This window comes from Streptomyces sp. NBC_01451, from assembly GCF_036227485.1.
Taxonomy (GTDB): domain Bacteria; phylum Actinomycetota; class Actinomycetes; order Streptomycetales; family Streptomycetaceae; genus Streptomyces.
In genome coordinates, this window is record NZ_CP109479.1 from 5,988,322 (window position 1) to 6,014,925 (window position 26,604).

Annotated in this window: 14 protein-coding genes; 7 read left to right on the forward strand and 7 right to left on the reverse strand. The window is 68.6% G+C overall.

Annotated elements, in window-relative coordinates; translation table 11 throughout:
• Positions 1-54: 54 nt before the first annotated feature.
• Positions 55-3,468: a VCBS repeat-containing protein gene (locus tag OG595_RS26330; RefSeq protein ID WP_329276151.1), complete on the reverse strand. Its 3,414-nt coding sequence runs from the start codon at positions 3,466-3,468 to the stop codon at positions 55-57.
• A 473-nt stretch (positions 3,469-3,941) separates the two neighbouring features.
• Between OG595_RS26330 and OG595_RS26335 the strand changes: the two genes are divergently transcribed.
• From OG595_RS26335 to glmS, 5 genes are all read left to right on the forward strand, one after another.
• Positions 3,942-11,573, forward strand: a complete 7,632-nt coding sequence (locus OG595_RS26335) for a ricin-type beta-trefoil lectin domain protein (protein ID WP_329276153.1) — start codon at positions 3,942-3,944, stop codon at positions 11,571-11,573.
• A gap of 97 nt (positions 11,574-11,670) precedes the next feature.
• The gene (locus OG595_RS26340) at positions 11,671-12,246 is read left to right on the forward strand and encodes a hypothetical protein (RefSeq protein ID WP_329276155.1); all 576 of its coding nucleotides are present in this window, start codon (positions 11,671-11,673) and stop codon (positions 12,244-12,246) included.
• Between the two features lie 262 nt (positions 12,247-12,508).
• On the forward strand, positions 12,509-13,066 hold the full coding sequence (locus OG595_RS26345) for a hypothetical protein (RefSeq protein ID WP_329276157.1): 558 nt from the start codon (positions 12,509-12,511) through the stop codon (positions 13,064-13,066).
• A gap of 280 nt (positions 13,067-13,346) precedes the next feature.
• The gene (locus OG595_RS26350) at positions 13,347-14,135 is read left to right on the forward strand and encodes a hypothetical protein (protein WP_329276158.1); all 789 of its coding nucleotides are present in this window, start codon (positions 13,347-13,349) and stop codon (positions 14,133-14,135) included.
• 100 nt (positions 14,136-14,235) lie between these two features.
• Positions 14,236-16,083: a glutamine--fructose-6-phosphate transaminase (isomerizing) gene (gene glmS / locus OG595_RS26355; protein ID WP_329276161.1), complete on the forward strand. Its 1,848-nt coding sequence runs from the start codon at positions 14,236-14,238 to the stop codon at positions 16,081-16,083.
• Between the two features lie 68 nt (positions 16,084-16,151).
• On the opposite strand, the gene OG595_RS26360 is transcribed toward glmS, so the two are convergent.
• The 6 genes from OG595_RS26360 to OG595_RS26385 all read right to left on the reverse strand — a co-directional run bounded on the left by OG595_RS26360 (position 16,152) and on the right by OG595_RS26385 (position 24,085).
• Positions 16,152-17,165: a LacI family DNA-binding transcriptional regulator gene (locus OG595_RS26360; RefSeq protein ID WP_329276162.1), complete on the reverse strand. Its 1,014-nt coding sequence runs from the start codon at positions 17,163-17,165 to the stop codon at positions 16,152-16,154.
• Positions 17,165-19,423, reverse strand: a complete 2,259-nt coding sequence (gene yicI / locus OG595_RS26365; protein WP_329276164.1) for an alpha-xylosidase — start codon at positions 19,421-19,423, stop codon at positions 17,165-17,167. The genes OG595_RS26360 and yicI overlap by 1 nt, the downstream gene beginning before the upstream one ends.
• Positions 19,424-19,447: 24 nt before the next feature.
• A complete protein-coding gene (locus OG595_RS26370) occupies positions 19,448-20,272 on the reverse strand; it encodes a carbohydrate ABC transporter permease (RefSeq protein ID WP_329276166.1) in 825 nt (274 codons plus the stop codon).
• Positions 20,269-21,258: a carbohydrate ABC transporter permease gene (locus OG595_RS26375; RefSeq protein WP_329276169.1), complete on the reverse strand. Its 990-nt coding sequence runs from the start codon at positions 21,256-21,258 to the stop codon at positions 20,269-20,271. The genes OG595_RS26370 and OG595_RS26375 overlap by 4 nt, the downstream gene beginning before the upstream one ends.
• Positions 21,255-22,556, reverse strand: a complete 1,302-nt coding sequence (locus tag OG595_RS26380) for an extracellular solute-binding protein (RefSeq protein ID WP_329276171.1) — start codon at positions 22,554-22,556, stop codon at positions 21,255-21,257. The genes OG595_RS26375 and OG595_RS26380 overlap by 4 nt, the downstream gene beginning before the upstream one ends.
• 152 nt (positions 22,557-22,708) lie before the next feature.
• The gene (locus OG595_RS26385; RefSeq protein ID WP_329276173.1) at positions 22,709-24,085 is read right to left on the reverse strand and encodes an MFS transporter; all 1,377 of its coding nucleotides are present in this window, start codon (positions 24,083-24,085) and stop codon (positions 22,709-22,711) included.
• A gap of 83 nt (positions 24,086-24,168) precedes the next feature.
• Here OG595_RS26385 and OG595_RS26390 point away from each other — a divergent pair, with 83 nt between their 5' ends.
• On the forward strand, positions 24,169-25,143 hold the full coding sequence (locus tag OG595_RS26390; RefSeq protein WP_329276175.1) for a LysR family transcriptional regulator: 975 nt from the start codon (positions 24,169-24,171) through the stop codon (positions 25,141-25,143).
• 378 nt (positions 25,144-25,521) lie between these two features.
• Positions 25,522-26,334 (forward strand): hypothetical protein, encoded by an 813-nt coding sequence (locus OG595_RS26395; protein ID WP_329276177.1) that lies wholly within the window; start codon positions 25,522-25,524, stop codon positions 26,332-26,334.
• The last annotated feature ends 270 nt before the right edge of the window (positions 26,335-26,604 follow it).

The following is a 26,604-nucleotide window of genomic DNA, read 5'->3' on the forward strand; positions in this document are numbered from 1 at the left end:
GGGGTGGGGGGTGGAGTGCGTCACGCCCCTGCCCCCCACCCCGTCCATGGACGGTCAGCCGACCGCACCCTTCTCCGTCCAGCCGCTGCTCACCACCGTGGTGTACGCGCCCACCGTGCTCGCGCCACCGCGGTAGAAGCGGACCGTGCCCAGGTCGTCGTTCATGACCGCCCACATGTCCGGGATGCCGTCCAGGTTGACGTCCGGACCGCCCATGAGCAGGCGGACGGTCGAGGTGGTCCAGCCCGAGGACGCGTACGCGGTGTCCGTGCCGTTCAGCGAGTTGCCGGAGGTGGAGAGCGAGGCGAGGGTCGTGCCGCCGTTACCGTCGGACTTGCCGAAGCGGAGCCACAGCCGGCCGGAGGAAAGGATGCGGTAGACGAGGTCGACTTCGCCGTCCGCGTTGTGGTCGCCGACGGAGACCAGGTCGCGGTCGGCCCAGGCGGTGCCGTCGTTCTGGAGGACGGCACTGGAGAACGTACCGCCGGTGTAGCCGAGGAAGGCCCAGTACTGGGTGCCCGCGATGGCGAACAGGTCGGGCCTGTCGTCGTTGTCGATGTCGCCGACGGCGAGGATCTGGTCGAGGTCGGCCGGGTCGGGTGCGCCGGAGGGGAGGACGATCTCCGTCTGCCTGGTGATGTCGACGCTGCCGTATCCGTCGCCCGGGTAGACGTAGAGCCTGCCGTCGGGCATCCGGGCGACGAGGTCCTGGATGCCGTCGCCGGGCAGGAAGTCGCCGTTGTGGGTGATGAGCGCGCCGGTCCAGTACGAGTCGTACGCGTCGTCCTCCGCGAGGACCGCGCCCTCGTCGTGGGCGGCGGGCAGGGAGGCGTGGATGTCGCCGTTGCTGGGGGCCGGGTAGAGGCGCAGGTCGTCGAACTGGTCGATGACGAACAGGTCGGGCTTGGCGTCACCCGTGACGTCGCCGGGCGCGTCGGCGGTGTCACGCGGCTTCACGTAGAAGATGTATTTGAACGCCTCGGACACGTTGGAGGCGGCGTCCACGGCACGGACGTACAGCACGTTGGGCCCTGCGGAGGGCGGGGTGAGCGTGGCCGTGGCGGTGCCGCCTGCCGTGGCCGGGGTCGCGCTGTGGTTGAAGGTGCTGTTGTTGTACGAGAACTCGTATTTCACGGTGTCCTTGCTGCCCTGGGCGTCGAAGGTCGCCGCGCCGCCGGTGCCGAAGGAGACGCTGCTCCAGACGGCGCCCGTGCCGTCGTCCTCGGGGAAGGCGGTCGAGGTCACGTTGGGGGAGTTCGGCCGGGTCGCGTCGTAGACGAAGCCGCAGTTGCCGTCGCCCTTGGGGGCGTACGTGGAGCCCGATCCCGTGGCGTCGAGGCCGCGTACGCGCCAGTGGTACGTCTTGCCGTTGGCGAACTTGCTGCTGGAACCGTCGAGGCCGTCGAGGGTCACGCTCGCCTTGCCGGCGGAGTCCACGCTCACGGGGGTGTCGTAGAGCTTCGTGCTGCTGCCGTTCTGCCAGACCTCGAAGTCCAGGTACTTCAGGTCGCCGTCCGGGTCGGTGCCGGTGGCGTCGAAGGTCAGGTCGGCGCCGCCGACGGAGGCGTACGGGGAGGTCGTGTCGCAGTCGGGGCCCGGGGTCATGTGGAGCTTGGTGGGCTCGGCCGGCTTGCGGGTGTATTCCATGACGAGCTTGGGAGCGGCTTCGCTCTCGGCCTTGAACTTCTTCCAGGAGTACGAGGAGCTCTCGTCGGTGGCCTGGAGCCCGATGAAGAGGCTGACCCAGCCCGCGTCGGCGGCGTCCTGGGCGACGGACATGGCGTCGTATCTGACGTAGTCGTCCGGGCAGGAGGAGTTCCAGCCGTGGGCGAAGGACTTCACCCCGATCTGGCTCACCCAGCTCGGCTGGTTGTTCCAGGTGGTGGCGGAGGAGATGGGGCCGGTGCGCCACAGTTCCATCGAGCGGGCCGTGCAGGACCAGGCGTAGGTCTCCTGTAGCCGGATGTAGGCGCTCTTCATGGTGGCGCCCTTGATGCTGGTCTTCCAGCCGAGGCGGAAGAAGGAGCGGGACAGGCCACCGGTGGTGGACTCGTAGCCGACGCGGGCCTCGGTGGTGCCGGTGTTGTAGTTGGCGCCGTCGTAGAAGTTGGCGTCGGGATGCTTCTTGTAGACGGTGGTCCAGTTGGTGGTCTTGCCGCTGAGGGGCGGGTCGATGAAGACGGGGTAGACCGTGTTCGGTGCGGTCAGGAGGGAGAGGTCGGGGGTGACGGTCAGCGTGGCCGACGTGGTTCCGGGGGTGTCGAGGGCGGAGGTGCCGACGGTCCGGTGGGTTCCGGGGTGGGGGCCGGTGAGGCCGGGGAGGGCGAACACCTCGGCGGGGGTGGGATCGGCCACGGTGGTGGTGCCGGCGCCGGTGCCCGTGCGGTACGTCGACTGCTGGGCGGTTCCGGAGCTGTCGGCGTCGCTCTCGCTCGGGGTGGGGTCTGCTGCCGGCGACTCCGACGGTGACGGCGACGGGGTGGTGGGGTCGTCCTCCGGGTCAGGTGCGGCGGTGTCCTCGGTGTCGGCGCCCGTCGGGTTGTCGGACGGGGCCTCTCCCGGCTCCTCGGAGTACGTGGGGGAGGGATCGGCGGTGGGTTCCGCGGGTTCGGGGTCGGCTCCCTCGGTGACGGCCGGAGTGCCTGCCGAGTCCCACATGTACGGGGTCGGGGACACGGCGATCTCCTGGCCCTCGCTGTCCCGGGCGGTCACGACGTCGGTCACCGGATCGAGGTGGAAGGTGAGATCCGGCGAGGTCAGACGGTAGGGGAGCGAGGCGAGCGCGGGATCGGCGGCAGCCTCGGCGCTGTGCACGACCAGGACGTGACTGAAGCCGTTGTCGCGGGCGGTGAGCATCAGGTCGACACCGTCGAACACGCCCTGGTAGAGGGCGCTCGAACCGTCGATGACGGGGGCGGGCAGGGTGCCGGGCCAGCCCATGGTGATCTCGTGGCCGTCGCTGGTGAAGGTGACCAGGTCGGTGTAGGTGGTGGTGTCATCGGCCACCGGGGTGACGGCCGTGCGGTTCGTGCGCGAGGCGCGGGAGACGGCGTACGCGGCCGGGCGGGCGGCGCTCGAACGCTCGCTGCCCGCCGAGAAGACCACCGGCGAGGTCGTGGCCCTGGGCGCCCAGCCCTCCTCTGTGCGGGAGAGCGCGGTGTCGATGGGCTGCCAGGCACCGTCGACCATGGCCCGTACGGGGGCGCCGTACGCGGTGAGTTCGAAGCTGCCGTCGGGCAGGGCGTAGGTGGTCGAGGTGGCGTCGCGCAGGGCGGTTACCTCGACGCGCTTCCGGGTGTTACGGGCCTGTGTCTGGGCGGCGCTCTCGGTCAGGAGGGCGGTGGCCGCTTTCGGACGGTCCCGGCCTGCGGCGCTGTCCGGTTCACCCCATTCCGGGACGGTGAGGAGGGTGACGCCCAGGGCTGCGGCCACCAGGGCTGCCACCCCTGCGAGACGACGACGGTCCACGGTGCTGAATTCCCCTCCCCGTAACGACAGCGCGCAGCGCTGTTGAATCCTCCGTTCCGCGCAGCCGTATCCAATACGAGCGAGTATGAATCTGTGAATTGCCAATGAATTCGGTGCTGCGGATCGGAGTGTGCGAGCAGCATGCCGGAAGAGGGCCCCGTCATCCATAGGTGTTTTCGTCCCGCGATGAGGGGCGGGGTGGGTGGAGCGGGGCGGCGTCGGAGAAGGCCCTGATGACACGGGTGTGACGAATCGTCATGAATCAGATTAATTTACCAGAACGATCGGTACATTTTCCTGTGGATCGCTCCTTTTATGGCTTGTTGGTGGATTTAGTGAAGTTAAAGGGGTGGTATGAGTGAGGTAAATCACCTCTTCCTTGAGGCGATTGACGGAATGTGAATGAGTGGCAGAAGATCCGGCCTCTGGACCGGATCGAGCTGGGGGGCTGCGGCGTCGTGTGGGGATCGCTTTTGCGCAGACGTCTGAGAATGCGGATCGGCGTGATCCTCGCGCTGCTCGTGGCCCTGACGGTCGGCACGCTGACCGGAAGCGCCTCCGCCGTACCGCCGCCCGACGACGACCGCAACGGCGTCGAGCTGGTCGACCTGCCCGTCGCCGAGGAGACGAAGGGTGAGGACGGCGGTGCCCTCGCCGACCTGACCACCGGCGCTGTCCAGGCCGAGCCGGACTACGAGCCGACCAAGGTCGCCGAGCCGGCCGCCGACACCGAAACCGAGACCGTGTCCGGCCTGACCGCCGGCGAGACCGTCCCCGTAGGCACTCTCCCCATCGAGGTCGGCGCCCCCGACGACGCCACCCCCACCCAGGCACAGGCACTGGAGGGTGCCTGGCAGGCCACTCTCCTCGACGACACCACCCTGGGCGACCGTGACATCAGCGGCCTCGTCTTCCGGGTGGACCCGCCCGACACCGCCACCGGCGACGCGGTCGTCGCCCTGGACTACACCCAGTTCGCCGAGCTGTACGGCGCCGACTGGGCGGACCGGCTGCAGTTCGTCAGGTTCCCCGCGTGCTTCCTGACCACCCCGGACACCGAGGGCTGCTCCGAGCCGACCGAGGTCGACACCCGGAACGTCATCGAACCCGCGACCACCGACGTCACCGGTGACGGTGTCCTGGACGGCGTCCGGCGCGTCGAGGCCGTCATCGACGTCGCCGAACTCACCGACACGACCGCCACTTCGACGGGCGCGAGCACGGCCGCCGCCACGGACGACGAGGGCGTGATCACCGACGGCGTGTACCGGAAGACCGGGACCGGCGCGGGAGTGCGTACCGTCGCCGAGGAGTCCGACGCCTCCGTTTTCGCCGCCACCTCCTCCGGCAGCGGCGCCAAGGGTGACTTCTCCGCGACCCCGCTGGTCAGCGCGGGTTCCTGGGCGGCCGGCAACAGCTCGGGCTCCTTCAGTTACACGTACGGCCTCCAGGCTCCGACCGTCCCCAACGGACCTTCGCCCAGCATCGTCTTCGGCTACAACTCGCAGGTCGTCGACGGCCGTACGTCCGCCACGAACAACCAGGCCTCCTGGATCGGCGACGGCTGGGAGTACAACCCGGGCTCGGTCACCCGCACCTACCGGACGTGCCGCGACGACCTCGACGACGACGCCAACAACGCCAACCGCAAGACCAGTGACCTGTGCTGGGGCTCCGACAACGCCACCCTCACCCTCGGCGGCACCACCACCGAGCTGGTCAAGGACAACACCCCCGACGCCGACCTCGACGAGAACACCACCGACCAGTGGGTCACCGCCAACGGTGACGGCTCGCGCGTCGAGCTGCTCACGAACACCGCGCTAGGCAACGGCGACGAGGACGGCGAGTACTGGAAGGTCACCACCCGAGACGGCACCCAGTACTACTTCGGCAAGCACAAGCTGACGTCCAGTGCCACCGAGGTCACCAACTCCGTACTGACCGTGCCGGTGGCCGGCAACCAGCCCGGCGAGCCCTGCCACGCCACGAAGTTCGCCGACTCCTTCTGCGACCAGGCCTGGCGCTGGAACCTCGACTACGTCGTGGACCCCCATGGCAACGCCATGACCCTGTGGTGGAAGAAGTACAGCAACCACTACGCGAAGAACCTGAAGTTCAAGGAGCCGGTCGAGTACGACCGCGACGGTCAGCTCCTTCGCATCGACTACGGCCAGCGCGAGGACACCCTGTTCTCCGCAGACCCGATCGCCCGCGTCGCCTTCACGCTCGACGAGCGCTGCTTCACCGAGGACGGCATCGCCTGCACCGAGGACAACTTCACCTCCGGCGACTGGGACAAGACCCACATCTGGTACGACACCCCGGCCGACCTGTACTGCTCCGGCGACACCGGCAAGGAGTGCTTCGTACCGGTGCCCACGTTCTGGTCGCGGCAGCGCCTGGCACAGGTCACCACCTCCGCCCAGCGCACCCAGGGCTCGACCGGGCTGTCCAAGGTCGACTCCTGGACTCTCCAGCAGTCGCTGCCCGCCGAGCGCACCGACGAGGGCACCGCTCTGTGGCTGGAGTCCATCACCCGCACGGGCTTCGGTGCCGACGGCAAGTCCCTCCCGCTGCGCCCGGTGACGTTCGTCGCCAACACGGAGGCCATGCCCAACCGGGTCAAGGAGGGTGCGAACGACCCCGCCCCCACTTTCGACCGGCTGCGCATCGAACGGATCGTGAGCGAGTACGGCGGCGAGACCCTCGTCGACTACTCCGAACCCGTCGACGAGTGCGCCTCCGGCAGCGGCTTCCCCAAGCCCGAGGAGAACACCGGGCTGTGCTTCCCGGCGTACTGGCATCCTGACCCGGACAAGGCCGACGAGAACATCGACTGGTTCAACAAGTACGTCGTCGACAACGTCCAGGAACTGCCCGCCATGACGGGCGTCCCGACGATGACGACCAGCTACAAGTACGAGGGCGGTGGCGCCTGGGCCCTGAACCAGGCGGAGTTCTCCAAGAAGAAGACCCGCACCTACGACCAGTGGCGCGGTTTCTCCGTCGTCCGCACGATCGGCGGCGCGGACAACTCCGAGCAGTACCTCGGCACCCAGCGGTCGATGACCGAGACCCGCTACTTCCGTGGAATGGACGGCGACCCGCTGCCGGACGGTACGACCCGCTCGGTCGACGTGAAGGACTACGCCGACGAGCTGATCGCCGCCGACAGGCTGCCGTACGCCGGCCGTGTCGCGGAGACGATGACGTACACGAAGTACGGCGGCGACCTGGTGACGCGCTCCGTCGACCGCCCCAAGCACACGGTGCTCGCCACCCGTACCCGCGACGGCGGTATCCCGCCGCTCAGGGCCTACCGGGTCCTGGACGACCGGGACGATACGGTGACCCGGTCGTCCAAGACCGGCGACGACAAGCGTGAGTGGCGGACCGTCAGGTCGACGACCACGTACGACGGCTACGGCCTGCCTGTGCAGGTGGAGTCCGAAGGCGACACAGGCCGGTCGGGCGACGAGTCGTGCACGGTGTCGTCGTACGTCCACAACACCACCGACTGGCTGATCGGCCTGCCCCAGCAGTCGCGGACCACCCCGGGCTTCTGCGCCGCCGCGGCCACGGTGACCGACGCCGACCTGATCGCCGGCTCACGTGTCGCCTACGACGACGGCGAGTACGCCGACACCCCGACCGAGGGTCTCGCGACCACCACCTGGGACATCGGCGGGAGCGGCGCCTGGAGCCGACGCGGCACGCTCACCTACGACGGTTTCGGCCGCGTGGAGACCACCACCGACGCCTTGGGCAACACCGACACGACCACCTACACGCCCGAGACGGGCCAGGTGTACGCGGTCACGATGACCAACGAACTCGGCCATGAGGAGACGACGGCCGTCGACCCGGCCCGTGGCACCTCCCTGAAGGAGACCGACACCAACGGCCACTACAGCGCGTTCGCCTACGACGCGCTGGGCCGCACGACGGCCGGCTGGAGCGACGCGACGCAGACGACCTCCGCCAACCCGTTGGTGAGGTTCGCGTACAACACCACGGCCGGGGAGCCGGTATCCGTGGTCACCTCCGCGCTCAACGACCGTGGCACGTACGACGATTCGGTGGTCTTCTACGACGGCCTGGGACGCGAGCGACAGCGGCAGGAGCCGGCGGTCGGCAAGGGCCGCCTCATCACCGACACCCACTACAGCGCGAACGGCACGATCGAGCGCACGGACAACGCCTACTACGCGCCGGACGACCCGAAGACGGTGATGTTCGAGGTCGAATCGGACTTCCGCGTCCCCAACTCCACGCTGTACGCGTACGACGGCTTGGGCCGGACCCTGTCGGAGACCCCGTACGAGGCGGGCAGCACCAAGCCCGCGAAGTCCACACGCTACGAGTACGGCTACGACTACTCCACGGTCATCGAGCCGACCGGCGCCGCAGCGCAGCGCAGTTACAGCGACGCACTCGGCCGCACGGTCCGTGTCGACACCTTCACCGACGCCCTGCGCTCGGCCTACCGCGCCACGGAGTACGAGTTTGACGCACGCGGCGACCAGATCGGCGCGACCGACAGCCAGGGCAACACCTGGTCGTGGACGTACGACGCCCGGGGCCGCCAGCTCACGGCGACGGACCCGGACACCGGCACGACCTCGACCACGTACGACGTCCTGGACCGCCCGGTGACGACGACCGACGCCCGTGGCGTGAAGGTGTGGACGGGCTACGACGAGTTGTCGCGCCCGACCGAGCAGCGCTTGACCTCCGCCACCGGAACGAAGCTGGCCGAGACCGTCTACGACGGGATCGTCGGGGCCGCCGGACTGCCCTCGAAGTCCACCCGCTACACCGACAACCTGCTGTACACCACAGAGGTGTTGGGTTACACCGATGACTACCAGCCCAAGGGCACGCGGCTCACGTTGCCGCCGCTGGTGGCGGAGCGGGCCGGTCTGCTCGGTGTGTACGCGTACACGTACGAGTACTCGCGCATGGGCCAGCTCACCTCGGTGACCCTGCCGAAGGCGGGCACGCTGGAGGAGGAGAAGGTCGTCACCCGCTACAACGCGGACGGCCTGCCGGTCTCCACGTCCGGCCTGGACTGGTACACGGCGGAGACCGACTACAGCCCGTACGGCGAGGTCCTGCGCTCGGTCACCGGCGAGATGCCGAACCGGGTGTGGACGACGAACCTGTTCGACGAGAGCACGGGGGAACTGACCCGTTCGATCGTGGACCGGGAATCGATCACCGACACGACGGGCGTGTTGGACCACCGCGTCAACAACCGTACGTACGCGTATGACAACGCGGGCAACGTCACGAGGATCGAGGACACCGTCGACGCGGTGACGGACCGGCAGTGCTACTCGTACGACGTGATCGGCCAGCTAACGCGGGCGTGGACGGCGAGTGACGCGGCCTGCGCCACGGCGACGGACGGTACCCCGACCGCGGTGACGGCGGGCGCACGGGCCGACGGCTACCACAAGAAGTACGAGTACGACGCGGCCGGCAACCGCGAGAAACTGGTGGAGTACGACCCTGCCGGTGACGCGACCAAGACCGCGACGACGACGTACGCGTACGGCAAGGCGGACGGCTCCCAGCCGCACACGCTGACCGGCATGTCGCACACGGTGGGCTCGAGTCCGGAGATCACCGAGGCGGCGACGCTGACTTACGACGAGACGGGCAACACGGAGACCCGCACGTACGGGGGCGACGAGCAGGCGCTGTCCTGGACGTGGGACGGCCAGGTCGAGAAGGTCACCGGCTTCGGCGAGAACGGGTCCGGGGCGTGGGTGGGCCTGGCGGGCAAGTGCCTGGACGTGCAGTCCGGTGCGACGGCGGCGGGCACGCCGGTCCAGTTGTACGACTGCAACGGCACGAAGGCGCAGAAGTTCCGTATCGACGCGGACGCGGGCTCCTCGGATTCGTCGACGGGCGCGTTGAAGGTGCTGGGCAAGTGCGTGGTGCCGTCCGGGGGTGCTGCGGCGAACGGCACGGCGGCGGTGCTCGCGACCTGCGACGGCAGCGCCGGCCAGCAGTGGACGACGATCTCGGCGGGCCACAAGCTCAAGCACGCCTCGTCCGGCAAGTGCCTGGACGTCCCGTCCTCCAACTCGGCGTCGGGCACGGACCTCCAGCTGTACACCTGCGACACGGACGGCCAGGCCCAGACCTGGGCACCGGCGAACGAGACGACGTACGTCTACGGCCCCGGCGGCGAGCGGTTGCTGGCGTTGAGTGCGGCGGAGAACGTCCTCTACCTGGGCGACACGACGGTGGCGAGGACGGCGAGCGGGGGCGCCGCGTACACGGAGCGCTACTACGCCCAGCCGGGCGCCCCGACAGTGATGCGACATGCGCAGGGCATCGGCTCCACGTCGACGCTGCACGCTCAGATAACCGACCAGAACGGCACGGCGTACGCGGATGTGTCACTGGCGGAGGGCAACGAGGTGGCCTTCTCGCGAGCGGATCCGTTCGGTGTGCGGCGCGGTACGGAGTCCAACCAGTGGCGTTCGCACCAGGGTTACATCGGCGGCGATGACGATGCGGCGAGTGGGCTGGTGCATCTGGGGGCGCGGGAGTACGACCCGTCGACCGGACGGTTCATTTCCGCGGACCCGGTGTTGGACCTGGCCGATCCGGTGCAGTTGAACGGGTACGTGTACTGCGAGAACAATCCGGTCACGTACTCGGATCCGTCCGGCCTGATGTCGAAGGCGGACGGGGGAGGGGGCGGCGGCGGGAGCGAGGACCTGACCGGGTACGGGGGGCCGTCGGCGTCAGACCTGGCGTGGGCCAGTGGTCAACTGGGCATGTCCATCGCGGACTTCGTCCGGGCCAATGCGGGTGCCTGGGTGATCTCGCTGCTGGGGCTGGACGACGCGGTGGCGTGTGTGACCCGTGGCGATGCGGGGGCGTGTGCCTGGGCCGCTCTGAGTCTCCTCGGGGGCGCGTTCAGCAAGATGAAGTCGCTGGCCAAAACCATCAACAGGGTCATCGGCGCGTACCAGACGTGGCAGAAGGCCAAGGAACGGGCCCGCAAGCTGCTCGCGGCGGCGGAGAAGGCGCGCGAACTGGCCCGTAAGGCCAAGGAGGCCAAGCGGAAGGCCGCCGCACGCGCCGCGCAGATCAAGAAGGCGGCCCAACAGGCCAAGACCAGAGCGGCGAAGGCCGCGGCGAAGAAGACCGGCAACGCGGTCCAGAAGGCGAAGAAGGCGGTCGCCAAGGCCGGCGAGACGGTCAGGACCGGCTACCAGAAGGCCAGGGCCAAGCTGGGCGGCGGCTGCAAGACGAGCAACAGCTTTGTCCCCGGCACGCTCGTACTGATGGCCGACGGCACGACCAAGCCCATCGAGGACGTCACCAACGGCGACAAGGTGCTGGCCACCGACCCGGAGACCGGCGAGACGGCGGTGGAGACGGTCACGGCCGAGATCGAGGGCGAGGGCGTCAAGCACCTCGTCAAGGTCACCATCGACGTTGATGGTGACGAGGGCGACGCTGTTGCCTCGGTGACTGCTACCGACGGGCATCCGATTTGGGTTCCGGCGTTGGGGGAGTGGGTCAAGGCCACGGACTTGAAGTCGGGCGAGTGGCTGCGGACCGACGTCGGCGCTTATGTTCAAGTCGCGGCGATCGAACGCTGGACGGTTCAGCAGGCCACTGTCCATAATCTCACCGTTAGTGACCTGCACACGTACTATGTGCTGGCGGGGGCTAAGCCGGTCCTCGTTCACAACTGTGGCGGAAGCGAATGGACTCCTGACGAGAACTACTCGCCGGAGGCTGTTGCCGCCAGGAGCGCGGCGAATAAGGCTTACTACGAGACCCCGCAGGATATTCACGATCTCGTGAGTGACGTTGTCTCGAACTCGAACTACCCGCAGCGAATGACGGGTCCCGCTGGAAACAGGCGCCCAGACGTGTATGGGGCTCACGGGGCTCCTCGAGCGGCCCAAAGATGGAGAGGCTCAACCATTTACGATAATGGCGACCCGCTCAGTCAAGCCCGTATTCTTGTCAATGGCAATGGGGACATCGCCTACGTTGGGAGAGCTAGGGATGGGTCACATAACTACAATCAGATCATCCCTTACCCTTGGGCTACCCGACCATAGTCGTTCGTGACAGTTAGTGGCAGCTAATAGGGACTGGTGAAGGCAAGAAAAACCACCTTCGCCGGCCCCTACGTGATGCAGTTGAGGATTCTTGATCATGGATGATATTGCTCTCTCGACTTCGCTTGCCAAGACTGGATTGCGCCTGCTGGGAACAGTTGACGCGACTGAACCGCTTATTCCGCCGACTCTGGCAACGTTCGCCAGTAGTTGTACCACCGAGGATGGCGCGTTCGGGGAAGCGGTCGACTTGGATGATCCAAGGGTGCGGGAAGAGGCCAACTCTGAATGGTATCGACTAGCGCTGCGTGCCGGACTATTCAGTGGGGTTGACCGCCGTTTTCTGGTGGCAGTCAATTTTGCCGATAGTGGACCGCATCAGTGGTGGTGGGTGCGAGTCGAGTTGCTGGATGAGTGGGACATTGTCGGCGCGGGTGCGGCCTCTGGAATTCTGGGAAACGGCCCCTGTCGGCCCTCATTTGTCATGCTGTCTCTGGATGGCGGCATCATTTTGAGATGCGATGTTGGGCAAGCATCTATCGATTTCAGCATCGTGCTTGAACCTCATCACGCCCAAACCCTTCTGCGGCATGGAGAATGGATGGTCGTGGCGCCACGCGTTGATGAACTCACCCGCGCTCAGATAAGGCGCTGGCTGGGCAGTCATCGTTGACCGCGCGTATTCGGTTGCTGGGTCGGACCAGGGCCCCTGCCACCGGACCCACCGACGACTTCGACTTTCCGACTGCCCTGATCGAGGCACAGGACGCGAAACTCGGCTGACGAACCACGCCTGGAAAGGCCTGCCTGACTTGGCCGATCTGAAGCGTCGGCTTTCTCCTGCTTCATAAGGCTCATGAGTCGGCGAAGCGCACCACGATCATTGCTCGCGTCTGAGAGGACATATGTAGGCCAGAACCGTACCGCTCACGGTCGTGATAATCGCGGCCCTGCTCACCTCTTGTGCCGGTGGTGGTAATCAACAGGGAACTACGGAACGCGCTACAGCAAGTACTGTTTCGGAGTCGCCCGACAGCGGCACGGCGGTGGCCGACAAGCCGGATACCGACCTGGCCGTCGGAGACACGTTCACCTTTTTCGACGGCATCAAGGTTGAGGTCGGTGGAATCAGTTTCATATCCAGGTACGGGAAGCTGGATGAGCGGCCCGGCGCCGACAAGATCGCTTTCCGTGTCACGTTCACTGTCATCAACGGCACCAGTGAGCCGTACGACCTCAGTAAGATGAGTGGTCACGTGCAGGGTGCAGCGACCGGCGGCAAGGCCGAGGTGCTCTATGTCTCGGTCGATTCCAAGCGCATCTACGGCCGACTTGCCCCCGGACAGAGCGAGACCTTTACCGACGAGTATGCCATCGCCAAGAGTGACGGCAGCGAGGTCGTATTTAGTGTGAACCGTTTTGACGATGGATTCTTTGCCGACCCCACGGCATGGCTTGGTAAGGACCCGCGCTGGACCGGAAGGATCGAGTGAATCGCCCCAGGGCATTCAGCCGCTCTGGGGGCTGGTGTACGGAATCGCCCTGACTTGAACGTGGACTCGATGTCCCCGGAAGCTACGGAAATCGGGTCAATCGAGGCTCGCGTCGAACCAGGTGGTCGCGATGGTGTCACGATCGAATACCGGCTGGCATCTCTGCGTGCTCCGGTAATTCTCTGAGTGTAATGTTCACGTAGATTATTGCACTTGCTGAATAGCCCGTGGGGGACTGCGTGGTGCTTTCGGCGTTTCCTTGGAAGAGAGAGTTTCCTACGTGAGATCCACCGCTGTCCGCCGTACAGCCCTCGCCGCCTCCGTCGCCGCGATCGCGCTTCTCGGCACCGCCTGTGGCAGCTCCCCCGAACCGGCCGAGCCCGCCGCGTCCGCCAGTAGCGGTGGCGACAAGGCCGGCGAGGGACAGACCGCCGCGAAGGCGCTCACCGCCGCCGAGCTGACGAAGGCCGCCCTCGTGCAGGCGGACGTCAAGAGCGGGACCGTCACCGAGAAGGTGCCGGCGGAGGAGGACGTCGCGCAGGACAAGGTGACGTTCGACGGCGCGGGATGTGCGCCGCTGGCGTACCTCCAGTCCGGTACCTACGTCGGTAAGCCGGCGGCCACGGTGAAGCGGGCGTGGAAGGGCGAGGCCGAGAAGCCTGCCGACGGGGCGAGTGACGAGGAGAAGTCCAAAGCCGCCTCCGACTTCGAGCAGGCCTACATCACGCTCGCCTCCTACGAGGACGGCGGCGCCGAGCAGGTGATGAAGGACCTGAACACGGCTGCCGATAAGTGCGCCGCCGGGTTCTCGTACACCGTGGACGGTTCGAAGACCGATGTCCTGGAAGTGGCGACGACCACGGCACCCGGTGGGGCGGACGAGGCGATCGCCCTGACGGTGAGCGTGGACGCAGGGGAAGGCGCGAAGGCGCAGTTGAAGGCCGTGGTCGTCCGTAAGGGCGCCACCGTCGCCTACGTTCCGGTCATCAACATCGTCTCGGCCATCACCGGCGAGGACTTCGACTACCCCACGGAGATCATCGACGCGCAGCTGGCAAAGCTCAGCTGATCCGGTTCCCGCTGGGGGTCCACGTACCCCCGGCGGGAATTTCCGATATCGGGCACGCGGTGCCCGGGCGCGGCGCGGGTTCGATCGTAGGCTGCGCAACATGTGCGGAATCGTGGGTTACGTGGGGTCGCAGTCGGCTCTCGATGTCGTGATGGCCGGGCTGAAGCGGCTGGAGTACCGGGGGTACGACTCGGCCGGGGTGGCTGTGCTGGCCGATGGCGGGCTGGCCGGCGCCAAGAAGGCCGGGAAGCTCGTCAACCTGGAGAAGGAACTCGTCGAACGGCCGCTGCCGGCCGGCGGTACGGGCATCGGGCACACCCGGTGGGCCACCCACGGTGGGCCGACCGACGCCAACGCCCACCCGCATCTCGACAACGCCGGGCGAGTCGCCGTCGTCCACAACGGGATCATCGAGAACTTCGCCTGTCTGCGGGCGGAGCTGGCCGAGCGGGGGCACGTACTCGCCTCCGAGACCGACACCGAGGTCGTCGCCCATCTGCTCGCCGAGGAGTTCTCCGCGTGTGCCGATCTGGCCGAGGCCATGCGGCTCGTCTGCCGGCGGCTGGAGGGTGCGTTCACACTGGTCGCCGTGCACGCCGACGAGCCTGAGGTCGTCGTCGGGGCGCGGCGGAACTCGCCGCTCGTCGTGGGCGTCGGGGAGGGCGAGGCCTTTCTCGCCTCGGACGTCGCCGCGTTCATCGCCCACACGCGGTCGGCCATCGAGCTGGGCCAGGACCAGGTGGTGGAGCTGCGCCGGGACGGGGTCACGGTGACCGGCTTCGACGGCGGTCCGGGGGACGCGCGGTCGTACCACGTCGACTGGGACGTGTCGGCCGCGGAGAAGGGCGGCTACGACTACTTCATGCTCAAGGAGATCGCCGAGCAGCCCAAGGCCGTCGCCGACACCCTGCTCGGCCGTATCGACGCGGCCGGGTCACTGACGCTCGACGAGGTGCGGATTCCCGCGAGTGCGCTGCGGGAGGTCGAGAAGGTCGTCGTCGTGGCGTGCGGTACGGCCTTTCATGCCGGGCTCATCGCCAAGTACGCCATCGAGCACTGGACGCGCATCCCGTGCGAGGTCGAGCTGGCGAGCGAGTTCAGGTACCGGGATCCCATCCTCGACTCGCGGACCCTGGTCATCGCCATCTCCCAGTCCGGCGAGACCATGGACACCCTCATGGCGCTGCGGCACGCCCGCGAGCAGGGCGCCAAGGTGCTGGCCGTCTGCAACACCAACGGCTCGACGATCCCGCGCGAGTCGGACGCGGTGCTGTACACGCACGCGGGGCCCGAGGTCGCGGTCGCCTCGACCAAGGCGTTCCTCACGCAACTGGTGGCCTGTTATCTGGTCGCCCTGTATCTGGGGCAGGTGCGCGGCACCAAGTGGGGCGACGAGATCCGGGCCGTCGTGCGGGACCTGGCGGACATCTCCGGTGAGGTCGAGCGGGTGCTGGAGACCATGGAGCCCGTACGTGAGCTGGCGCGTTCGCTCGCTGACAAGAACACGGTGCTGTTCCTCGGGCGGCACGTCGGCTATCCGGTGGCACTGGAGGGCGCGCTCAAGCTGAAGGAGCTGGCCTATATGCACGCCGAGGGCTTCGCCGCCGGTGAGCTGAAGCACGGGCCCATCGCGCTGATCGAGAAGGATGTGCCGGTCGTCGTGGTCGTGCCCTCCCCGCGCGGGCGGTCCGTCCTCCACGACAAGATCGTGTCCAACATCCAGGAGATCAGGGCCCGGGGTGCGCGGACCATCGTCATCGCGGAGGAGGGGGACGAGACGGTGGTGCCGTACGCCGATCACCTGATCCGCATCCCGGCCACACCGACTCTGCTTCAGCCGCTCGTCGCCACGGTGCCGTTGCAGGTCTTCGCCTGTGAGCTGGCCACGGCTCGGGGCAACGAGGTGGACCAGCCCCGGAACCTCGCCAAGTCGGTGACGGTGGAGTAGTTCCCACGGCTGGACCGGCCAACTCGGCTGACGGAGTTACGGCGTTGTGCCGTTGTTGGGTTACGGGTTCACGGTGTCGTCCGCGCCGTCGTGCTCGCCCGTTCCGTCAGCCGGGGTGGCAGGAGTGTCGCCTCCGGGGCGTGGCCCGTGCCGTTGAGCTTCTTCATCAGGAGGTCCACGGCACGCCTCCCGATCTCCGCCGACGGAATGGCGACCGAGGTGACCGGGACGGGCAGGTTCTCCGCCACGTCGTCCGGGCAGATCGCGGTGACGGAGAGGTCGCCGGGGACCCGTAGGCCCAGGTGCTCGAAGGCGTCGATCAGGGGTTCGAGGATCGCTTCGTTGTGGACGACGACCCCCGTCAACGCCGGGTGCTCGCGCAGGAGTTGCTCCGCGACCACCCTCGCCGCGGCCGGCGATGCCTCGCAGGGGTGGACCGAGGACGACAGCCCGCCCCGGTCCGCCGCCGCCGTGAACCCCTGGACCACGCGCTGGGCGAACGCGGTCCGGCGTACGTACACCTCGGGCGGTGAGCCGACCAGGGCGATCACCCGGTGCCCCAGGGCGGCGAGCCGCTCCACGCACAGCTCGCCCGCCGCCTTGAAGTCCAGGTCGATGCAGGTCAGGCCGGCCGGGTCGGAGGGGAAGCCGATCAGGACCGACGGCAGGTCCAGCGCGCGCAGCAACGGCAGCCGGGGATCGTCGAGTTGGACGTCCATCACGATCAGCGCGTCCACCAGTGCCGTGTCCGCCACCCGGCGCAGACCGGCCTCGCCCTCCTCCTGGGTGAGGAGCAGGACGTCGTGGTCGTGCCGGCGCGCTGCCGTGACCACCGACACCGCGAACTGCATCGCGACCGGGACGTGGATGCCGGTCCGCAGGGGAATCACGAGCGCCAGTACGTTGGATCTGCTGCTCGCCAGTGCCCTCGCGCCCGCGTGGGGGCGGTAGCCGAGTTCGTGGATGGAGCGTTCGATGCGCTGCCGGGTCTCCTCGGAGATCGGGCGTTTGCCGCTCAGCGCGTACGACACCGTGCTCGGGGAGACCCCGGCGTGCCGTGCCACATCGGTGATCTTCACCATCACTCGCCTCCCAGTTCCAGGGTCAGGAACCCGGTGCCCGCCTTCGCCCGTACCTCACGTCTGCCCGCCGCCAGTCCCCAGGGGGCCGAGGGGTCGCTGCACGACGCCCGCAGGGTGTCGCCCTCGCGGACGACCGTGAACGTCAAGTCGCCTATCGGGAGCGTCACTTGGGCGCCGCGTTCCAGGCCGTACGCGTGCAGCGTGACCCCGTCGGCGTACGCGTAGTCGGGGCGGTCGTCCACCGCGCCCACCGGGATCACCGACCCGGGGCGGACCAGCAGCGGCACGCTGTCGAAGCCGTGGCGCTCCCGTGTCCAGCGGGGGCCGGTGACCGTGCGGCCGGTGAGGAAGTGGGTCCACTCGCCCTCGGGGACGTAGTAGGAGACCTCGCCCTCGTCGCTGAACACCGGCGCGACCAGCAGGTCGGGGCCGAGCATGAACTGCCGTTCCAGGTGGGCGCATCCGGGGTCGTCCGGGAACTCCAGGACCATCGCCCGCATCATCGGCGCGCCCTCGGTGTGGGCGGTGCGGGCGGCCTCGTACAGGTACGGCATGAGGCGGAGCTTCAGGCGGGTGAACAGCCGCAGTACGTCCACGGCCTCCTCGTCGAAGAGCCATGGCACGCGGTAGGTGGAACTGCCGTGCAGGCGGCTGTGGGAGGAGAGGAGCCCGAAGGCGATCCAGCGTTTGAAGAGCGCCGGGCTCGGGGTGCCCTCGAAGCCGCCGATGTCGTGGCTCCAGTAGCCGAACCCGGAGAGCCCGAGGGACAGTCCGCCGCGCAGCGACTCCGCCATCGACTCGTAGGTCGCCTCGCAGTCGCCGCCCCAGTGCACCGGGAACTGCTGGCTCCCGGCCGTCGCCGACCGCGCGAACACGACCGCCTCGCCCTCGCCGCGGTGCTTGCGCAGCACGTCGAAGACGGTCCTGTTGTAGAGGTACGTGTAGTAGTTGTGCATCCGCTCCGGGTCCGAGCCGTCGGCGAACTCCACGTCCAGCGGCACCCGTTCACCGAAGTCGGTCTTGAAGCAGTCGACGCCCTGCGCGAGCAGCGCCTCCAGCTTCGCCGCGTACCAGTCACGGGCGGCCGGGCTGGTGAAGTCGACCAGGGCCATCCCGGGTTGCCACAGGTCCCACTGCCACACACTGCCGTCCGGGCGGCGGAGCAGATGGCCGAGTGCCTTGCCCTCCGCGAAGAGTGGCGAGCGCTGGGCTATGTACGGGTTGATCCAGACGCTGATGTGCAGGCCCTTCGACTTCAGCCGCTTGAGCATCCCCTCGGGGTCGGGGAACACCCGCGGGTCCCAGCGGAAGTCGCACCAGTTGAACTCGCGCATCCAGAAGCAGTCGAAGTGGAAGACGGACAGCGGGAGTTCGCGCTCCCGCATGCCCTCGATGAAGGACGTCACCGTCTCCTCGTCGTAGGAGGTGGTGAAGGACGTGGACAGCCACAGGCCGAACGACCACGGCGGCGGGAGCGCCGGGCGGCCGGTCAGGGCCGTGTACTTGCGGAGGATGTCCTTGGGGGTCGGGCCGTGGATGACGTAGTACGTCAACTGCTGTGTCTCGGCGCTGAACTGGACCCGTGACACCGCCTCCGAGCCGACCTCGAAGGAGACCCGGCCGGGGTGGTCGACGAAGACTCCGTAGCCCGCGTCCGTGAGGTAGAACGGGACGTTCTTGTAGGCCTGTTCGGTCGCCGTGCCGCCGTCGGCGTTCCACATGTCGACGACCTGGCCGTTCTTGACCAGCGGGCCGAAGCGCTCGCCGAGGCCGTACACGCTCGTCCCGACCCCCAGCCCCAGCTGCTCGCGCAGATAGTGGGCGCCGGTCGTCGCGTCCCGCATGATGCCCATGCCCTTGGGGCCGCTGCTGGTGAGGACGCGGCCGTGGGCGAGGAAGTCGACGTGCCAGGGGCTGGTGCGGCTGACCCGGACGGAGAGGGTGCCGGAGGTCAGGGTCGCGTGCTCCTCGTCGTACTCGGTGTGGGTCGTCAGGTCCTGCTTCCGCACCTCGAAGCGGGGGCTCTGCGGCTGCTCGCCCTCGAAGTGCGTGAACGTGACGCCGATGACGTCGGGCATCGGGGCGTGGGCGCTGATCGTCACGACCGGTCCCTTCAGCAGGTCGCCGCGGTGGCGGATGGGCTGGGTCGGCGCGTGGATCTCCAGCGTGCCGTCGGCGTCCGTGACGTCGAGGACCTCGACCGGGTGGGCGGCGGTGACGCCCTCGCGCAGCAGCCAGTAGCCGTCGGTGAACTTCACGTGGGGGGTCTCCTTGCTTCTGGACTACTTGACGGCACCCACGGCGATGCCGCGCGTGAGCGTTCGCTGGAAGGCGAGAAAGAAGACAAGGGCGGGCAGCACACCCAGCAGGGCAGCCGCGTTGGTCATCGTGGCGTCCATCAGGCGCTGGCCCTGGAGGACGCCGAGGGCCACCGACACCGTCTGGTTGTCGTTGGAGATCAGCATCACCAGGGGGAGCAGGAACTCGTTCCAGGTCCAGATGAAGAAGAAGACGAGGAGCACCCCGAGGGTGGGGCGGCTGACCGGGACGACGATCCGCCACAGCACCTGCCACTTGTTCGCGCCGTCGATCCGCGCGGCCTCGATGATCTCCCGGGGGAACTGCCCCAGCACCGAGGAGAGGAGATACGTGCCGAAGGCCGCCTGGATCACGGTGAAGACGATGATCACGCTCAACCGGGTGTCGTACAGGCCGGCTTCCTTGCTCAGGTAGTACACCGGGTAGACCAGCGCCTCCTGCGGCAGCATGTTGGCGAGGACGAAGAAGGCCAGCACCCAGGTGCGGCCCCTGATCCGGCCGATGCCGATCGCGTACGCGTTCAGCACCGACAGGACGACCGCCAAGGCGGCCACCGACCCGCTGATCAGTACCGAGTTGACGAGCTTCTGCCCGAAGTCGACCCGCTCCCAGAAGTCCTTGATTCCGTCGAGGTAGAGGCCCTCGGGGAGGCTCAGCGGTCCGTTCGCGGAGTACTCGGCGGGCGACTTCACGGCGTTGACGGCGACGATCAGGAACGGCACGACCATGAACAGGGCGGCGAGGACGAGGGCGATGAGCACCGGGTAGCGGCGCAGGGCGGTCGTCATGTCCGTACCCCCGTCGGAGCGTCCTCGGCGTCCTCGGCCCGGGTCTGGACCTTCAGGCCGATGAGCGAGACGGCGAGGATGATCACCGTCAGGACGGTGGAGACGGCGGCGCCGTAGCCGACCTGGGTCTTCTCGAAGAACGTGGTGAAGGAGAAGTAGGACGGGACGTTGGTCGCGCCGCCCGGGCCGCCCTTCGTCAGGACGTACACCGCGCCGAACACCTTCAGCGCGGCGATCGTGCACCAGGTGAGGACGACGTAGATCTCGGGGCGGATCTGCGGGACCGTGATGTGCCGGAAGCGGCGCCACCAGCCGGCGCCGTCCAGTTCGGCGGCCTCGTAGAGCTGCGGGTCGACGCGTTGCAGGCCCGCCATGAAGACGACCAGCGGGAAGCCGAGCTGGACCCAGACCATGACGCCCATCACGCTGTAGAGCGCGATGTCCGGGTCGCCGAGCCAGTCCTGCTGCCAGGAGCCCAGCCCGACGGCCTTCAGCACCTCGTTCAGCGAGCCGTTGTCGGGCGCGAGGATCCAGCTCCAGACGATGCCGGCGACCGCGATCGGCAGCACCTGTGGGAGGTAGAAGCAGGCGCGGAGCACGGCCGCCCACCGGCTCCCGAAGCGCTTGCCGACGTAGTCGAACAGGGCGGCGGCCAGGACGAGTCCGACCGCGGTGGGTACGGCCGCCATCGCCACCACCATGAACAGGCTGTGCCGGAACGACGTCCAGAACTCCGAATCGTCCAGCAGCGCCCGGTAGTTGGCGAGCCCCGACCATTCCGGGGAGCCCACGCCCCGCCAGTCGGTGAAGCTCACGCCGGTGTTCATCAGGAACGGCACGACGATCACGGCGAGGAAGGCGACCGCTCCGGGGAGGAGGAAGAGGGTGTACGAGTCCCTGCGGTGCCCCGAACTTCCTTGCCGCCGGGTGCTGTTGACGACCCGGCCCCGGCCCCGGCCGCCGGTCCGCTCGACGGTGACCGTCATGTCTTCGGTACGCCCTTGTCGTACGCCTCCTGCAACGCGTCGAGGACCGCGTCCGGTTTCGCGCTGCCCGTGATCAGCTTCTGGGTCTCGGAGACGAGGACGTCGTAGAAGCCGGGCACCGGCCAGTCGGGGTAGAAGGCGAGCCCGTCTCTGCCCGAGAGGGTGTTGAAGTCGGCGATGAGCGACTTGGCCTGCGGGTCGGTGATGGCGGCCGGGTCGGCGGCCACCGGGACCCCGCCCTTGTTGCCGAGCAGGTTCTGGATCTTCTCCGACATGGTGATGTCGATGAAGTCGTAGGCGAGTTCCTTGTTCTTCGCGCCCTTGGGGACGACCCACAGGTTGCCGCCGGAGCCGAGGGAGAGACCCGAGCCGGGCCACAGGAACGTGCCCCAGTCGAACTTCGCCTCGCTCTTGAAGCGGCCGTACCACCAGCTGCCGGAGAACAGGATCGGGCTCTTGCCCTGGATGAAGGAGACCCCGGCGTCCTCCGCCTTCAGACCGCTGGAGTTCTTGCCGAAGTAGCCCTTCTCCACCCAGTCGGCGAAGGTCTCGGCGCCGTACGTCCAGGCGTCGTCGTGGAAGTCCGTCTTGCCCTTGTACAGCTCGTACCTGTCGACCCAGGCGCGGTCCGCCTTCGACAGGGCGAGCTGGTACAGGTACTGCTGGGCCGGGTACTCGGCGCCCGCGCTCGCCAGCGGGGTGATGCCCTCGGCGACGAACCTGTCCATGGCGGCGGTGAGTTCGCCGAGGGAGGTCGGGACGGCGATCCCGTGCTCCTTGAAGAGGTCCTTGTTGTAGAACACCATCGTGTACTCGGCGTAGTTGGGCACGCCGTACCAACTGCCGGAGCCCATCACGCCGTTGGTGTCGTACTGGCTGGTGGTACGGACACCCGCGCCGATCTTCCTGTCCCAGCCGCGCTTCGTCACCTCGCTGGTCAGGTCGGTGAGCAGGCCCTGTGCGGAGAGCAGTCCGGCCGTCGCGTTGCCCTTGTTGTACTCCATCAGGTCGGGCGCGTCGGAGGAGTTGAGGACCATCGGGGCGGTCTTCTGGATCTGTTCGAAGCCCTTCTCCTCGAACTCCACTTCGACCCCCGGATGCGTTGCCTCGAACTCCTCGATCGCCGCCTTCCAGGCAATGCCCATCGCGCTGTCGGGGCCCTCGTAGTGCCAGAGACGCAGGGTCTTCCCGTCGGACGATCCGCTGTCCGAGCCGCCGCAGGAGGCCAGCAACAGGGCCCCGACCAGGGACGAGGCCGCCGCTATCATGAACCTGCCGTGCTTTGTCGCCGTCAACATCCTGTGCCTCCAGGGGAGTCGGATGGATCTCGGTCACCTGTCGTGCAGGGTCGTCGAACTGATTCGACGCGTGTAGTCGAAGCGCTTCGACGGGCGAAGGTATGTGTGGCGTCAGGGCGAGTCAATGGGGTGCGCGCGAATTGGCCCGCGGGTCATGCGGACGGCGCGGTCGGCGCCGGTGCCTCGGTCCGTGAAGTACCGGTGGCGAAGCCCCGGTTCGTGAGTGCGGGTGCGAGCAGCGAAAGCAGCAGCGCGCCCGCCGCAGCCGCGACCGGGACGCCGAACCCCGCCGTGGCCGACACGTGTTCCGCGACCCACCCGCCGGCCGCCGAGCCGCAGGCGATGCCGCCGAGGAGGCCGGTCACCGCGAGGGTCATGCCCTCGTTCAGGCGGCCCTCGGGGGCGCGGCCCTGCACCAGGGTCATGTTCGTGATCATGGTGGGCGCGGTGGCCGTCCCCGCCACGAGCAGCGCGCCCGCGAGGACGAGGAGCGAGCCGGTCAGGGCGGCGGCGAGCAGCGGCAGCGTCATCAGTGCCGTCATCGCGGCCAGGCACCAGGGGTGGCGCCGCTCGGCGGGCCCGGCCGGCCGCAGCGCGCCGTACAACAGACCGGCCGCGAACGACCCGGCCGCCTGGAGGGCGAGGACGGCACCGGCAGCCGACCGGTGCCCCCGCTCGTCGGCGAAGGCGATCGTGACGACCTCCATCGACCCGAACACGGCACCCGTGGCCAGGCACACGGCGAGCAGCGGGCGCATCCCGGCGGCGCGCAGCGGAGACGTACCGCGCGTGTGAAGCCCTTCGGCGCGGGGTCGGACGGGCGGTTCGGTCGAGCGCTGGGCGGCGAAGAGGAGAACGCCGGTCATCATCAGGACCGCCCCGACCAGCGTGCCCGCCTCCGGGAACAGCGCCCCGCAGAGGAGGGTCGCGAGGACCGGGCCGAGCATGAAACAGAGCTCGTCGGCGGCCTGTTCGAAGGAGTTGGCGGTGTGCAGGGCCTTCTCGTCGCCGTTCAGGAGATGGGCCCAGCGAGCGCGTGACATACCGCCCGTGTTCGGGGTGGTGGCGGTGGCGGCGTATGCGGCGAAGAGGCTCCAGTCGGGGGCGCCGTAGTGCGCGCAGAGCAGCAGGGTGAGCGAGCCGAGGGCGGCAAGTGCCGTGGCCGGTACGGCGATTCGGGCCTGGCCGTGCCGGTCGACGAGCCGTGCGGTCCAGGGGGCGACCACCGCTGTCGCGGCGAGTCCGGTCGCGGTGACGGCGCCGGCGAGGGCGTACGAGCCGCGCGACCCGGCGATCATGACGACCGCGCTCACGCTGAACATCCCCATGGGGAGCCGGGCGATCAGGTTCCCGGCGGTGAAGGCGCGGGCGCCCGGGACGGCGAAGAGGCGGCGGTACGGGCCGGGCGGGCGGCGGTCGACGGTGGTGCGTTTCCGGGTGCGGTGGCCGAAGTCGGCGATGACCAGGGCGTCCTGGGTGACGGTGAACAGTGGCTGGGAGGGCGGTCGGGGTGGTGGTGGCTGCGGCATGCGCCCACCGTCGCCCGGAGTCGATCACGGGGTCCAACACCTGGTCCCCGGCGATTGACGCACTCTCGTTGTAAGTTCGCCGGATGTCCGCCCCGAAGCATCTCGATCCCCGTCTCCTCCGCGCCTTCGTCGCCGTCGCCGAGGAACTGCACTTCACCCGGGCCGCCGCCCGCCTCTATGTGGCCCAGCAGGCGCTGAGCCGTGACATCCGGCGTCTGGAACGGGAGTTGGGCGCCGATCTCTTCGTACGGTCGACCCGGCGGGTGACCCTGTCGGCCGACGGTGAGCGGCTGCTGCCGTACGCCCGGCGGGTGTTGGCGGCCCACGACGAGCTGCTCGCCGTGTTCGGGGAGGCCCGGCCGCTGCTGGTGGATCTGAACTCGCCGGGGCTCACGACCGGGCGGCGGGTGCTGCACCGGGCGCGTGAACTCGCCCCGGAGTACGAGCTGATGGCCCGGTTCGAGAGCGGGCTCACCTTCGCGGCAGCCGAGTTGCTCGCGGGCCGGCTCGACGCGTCGTTCGGCCGGTTCGCGGGCCTGGATCCGGTGCTGCGGGCGCAGTTGGACCAGCAGATCGTGCGCTACGAGCCGATGGCGATCGTCCTGCCCGAGGACCACCGGCTGGCCGCGCTGCCTGAGGTGCCGTTGGCGGCGCTGGCGGGGGAGACCGTCTACGCCGGTGCCGGGAACCCCCGGACCCCGGAGTGGACCGACCTCGCGCGTCAGCTGTTCGAGGGGCGCGGCATCGAGATCGCGCCACCAGCGCCGCTCGCCGTGGGCGACGAGGAGTTCCAGCGGATCATGGCGAAGCTGCGGACCCCGGTCCTCGCCGTGGTGGATTTCCCGGCGCTGCCCCGGATGGTGGTGCGACCGCTGGTCGACCCCGTTCCGCTGTCCCCCGTGTCGTTGGTGTGGCGGAAGGGCGGTCTGGCGCACCCGGGATTTCACGCTCTGCGACGGGCCGCGGTCGGGCTCGCCGGGGAGGAGGGGTGGTTGCGGAGACCTGTCGGCGGCTGGATTCCGGCCAGTGACAGTGACCTCATTTCGGTTCACAAGTAGCACATGGCAAACACAGGACCTCCATGTGCGCTACATTCGTGGCCCGGATGCAGTGTGATAAATGGGGGCGCTCGGATCGGATGGGGGTCCGATTCGAACATCGATAGTACGAGAATCCCGGAATCGTACACGCGCCCGAAAGGTTCCCGTGGGGGGATGTGCGTGCGTGTGAAAAAGTGGCGTGAAGACGCCCAACCGGAACGGTCCGACGCCGAAGGCGCCACCGTGCTCGGAACCCAGCAGCTACCCGGAGTTACCCCAGGCGGCACCGGTCCTGTTCCCCGGCAGAGGGATGCCGGAGCACCGGTGCGCGTCGGGCGATCCGGAGTCAGAGGCGCGCACGCCCAGCCGCGCTCGGGCGAAAACGGAGCCACCAGAGTGACCGGAACAACCGGAACGTTCCCCGACACCCCGTGGGAGAACGCGGCGGAGTTCGGCCACACCCACGATCCGCACGAGGTGACGGTCCAGCTCGACGGAGTGGGCCGGCAGGTCGAGGAACTCCTCGTACGGCAGGCCAAGGAGGGCTCGGACGCCGGTTCCGGTGACGGTCCCGTCTTCGTCGACGAGACCGGCCGCCGCAGCCGCCGGTACCGCCGGATCGGAATCGTCGTCGGCATCTCCTGCGCGGTGTACGCCGTCGTCATCGTCGCCACCCTCCTCTCCGGCAACTCCGACGCGCCCTGGCTGCCGGTACCGGGCCAGCAGGACGAGCAGCCGGCGGGCAAGGTCGACACCTCGCCGCTGCCCGCCGAGTCGGTGCAGCCGTCGGACCCGGCCGGGGTCACCCAGGTCCCGGGCGCGTCGGTGAGCCCGGGGGCCACTCCGTCGAAGGGGACCGCCGCCGTCACGCCGGGCGCCTCACCCAGTGCCACGAACCCGGGTCCGTCCGTCGCGCCCAGGGCCTCCGCCACCGTCGGCAAGCCCGACCCGGGAACCACCACACCCGGTCCGGATCCCGAGCCGTCCGTGTCGGTGTCCAGCGCGCCGGAGCCGAGCCCGTCGGAGAGCGCCGTCACCTCGCCCGACCCGTCGCCGTCGCCCTCCCCGGCCACCGACGGCGGTACCGGCACGGTCGCCAATGGTCCGAGCGACCCGACCCCGATCGCCGAGAGCCCGGCCGAACCGGGTGGCCCCGCCGCCTCCGGCGACCCGGGCACCTCGTCGGCACCGGCCGGCGCGACGGCGTAGGAGTTCGTGATGGCACCACGCGGCGCCGGCATCCGGTCGGCCCGCCCGTCCGCCGCCGACGGCGGCACGGGCACGGCCGCAGGCGGTCCGGCCGGACCGGGCGACCCGACCCCGCTCGCCGGGAGCCCGGCCGAACGGACGGCCCCGCCCCCACCGGTGCCCCGCGTGCCCTGTTCACGCCGCTCACGCCGCTTGCCCCGCTCACTCCACCCAGCAGGACATCCGCTGTCTCTGCCGCCCCTGTTCTGATCTCCTCGTCCCCGGAGAGCA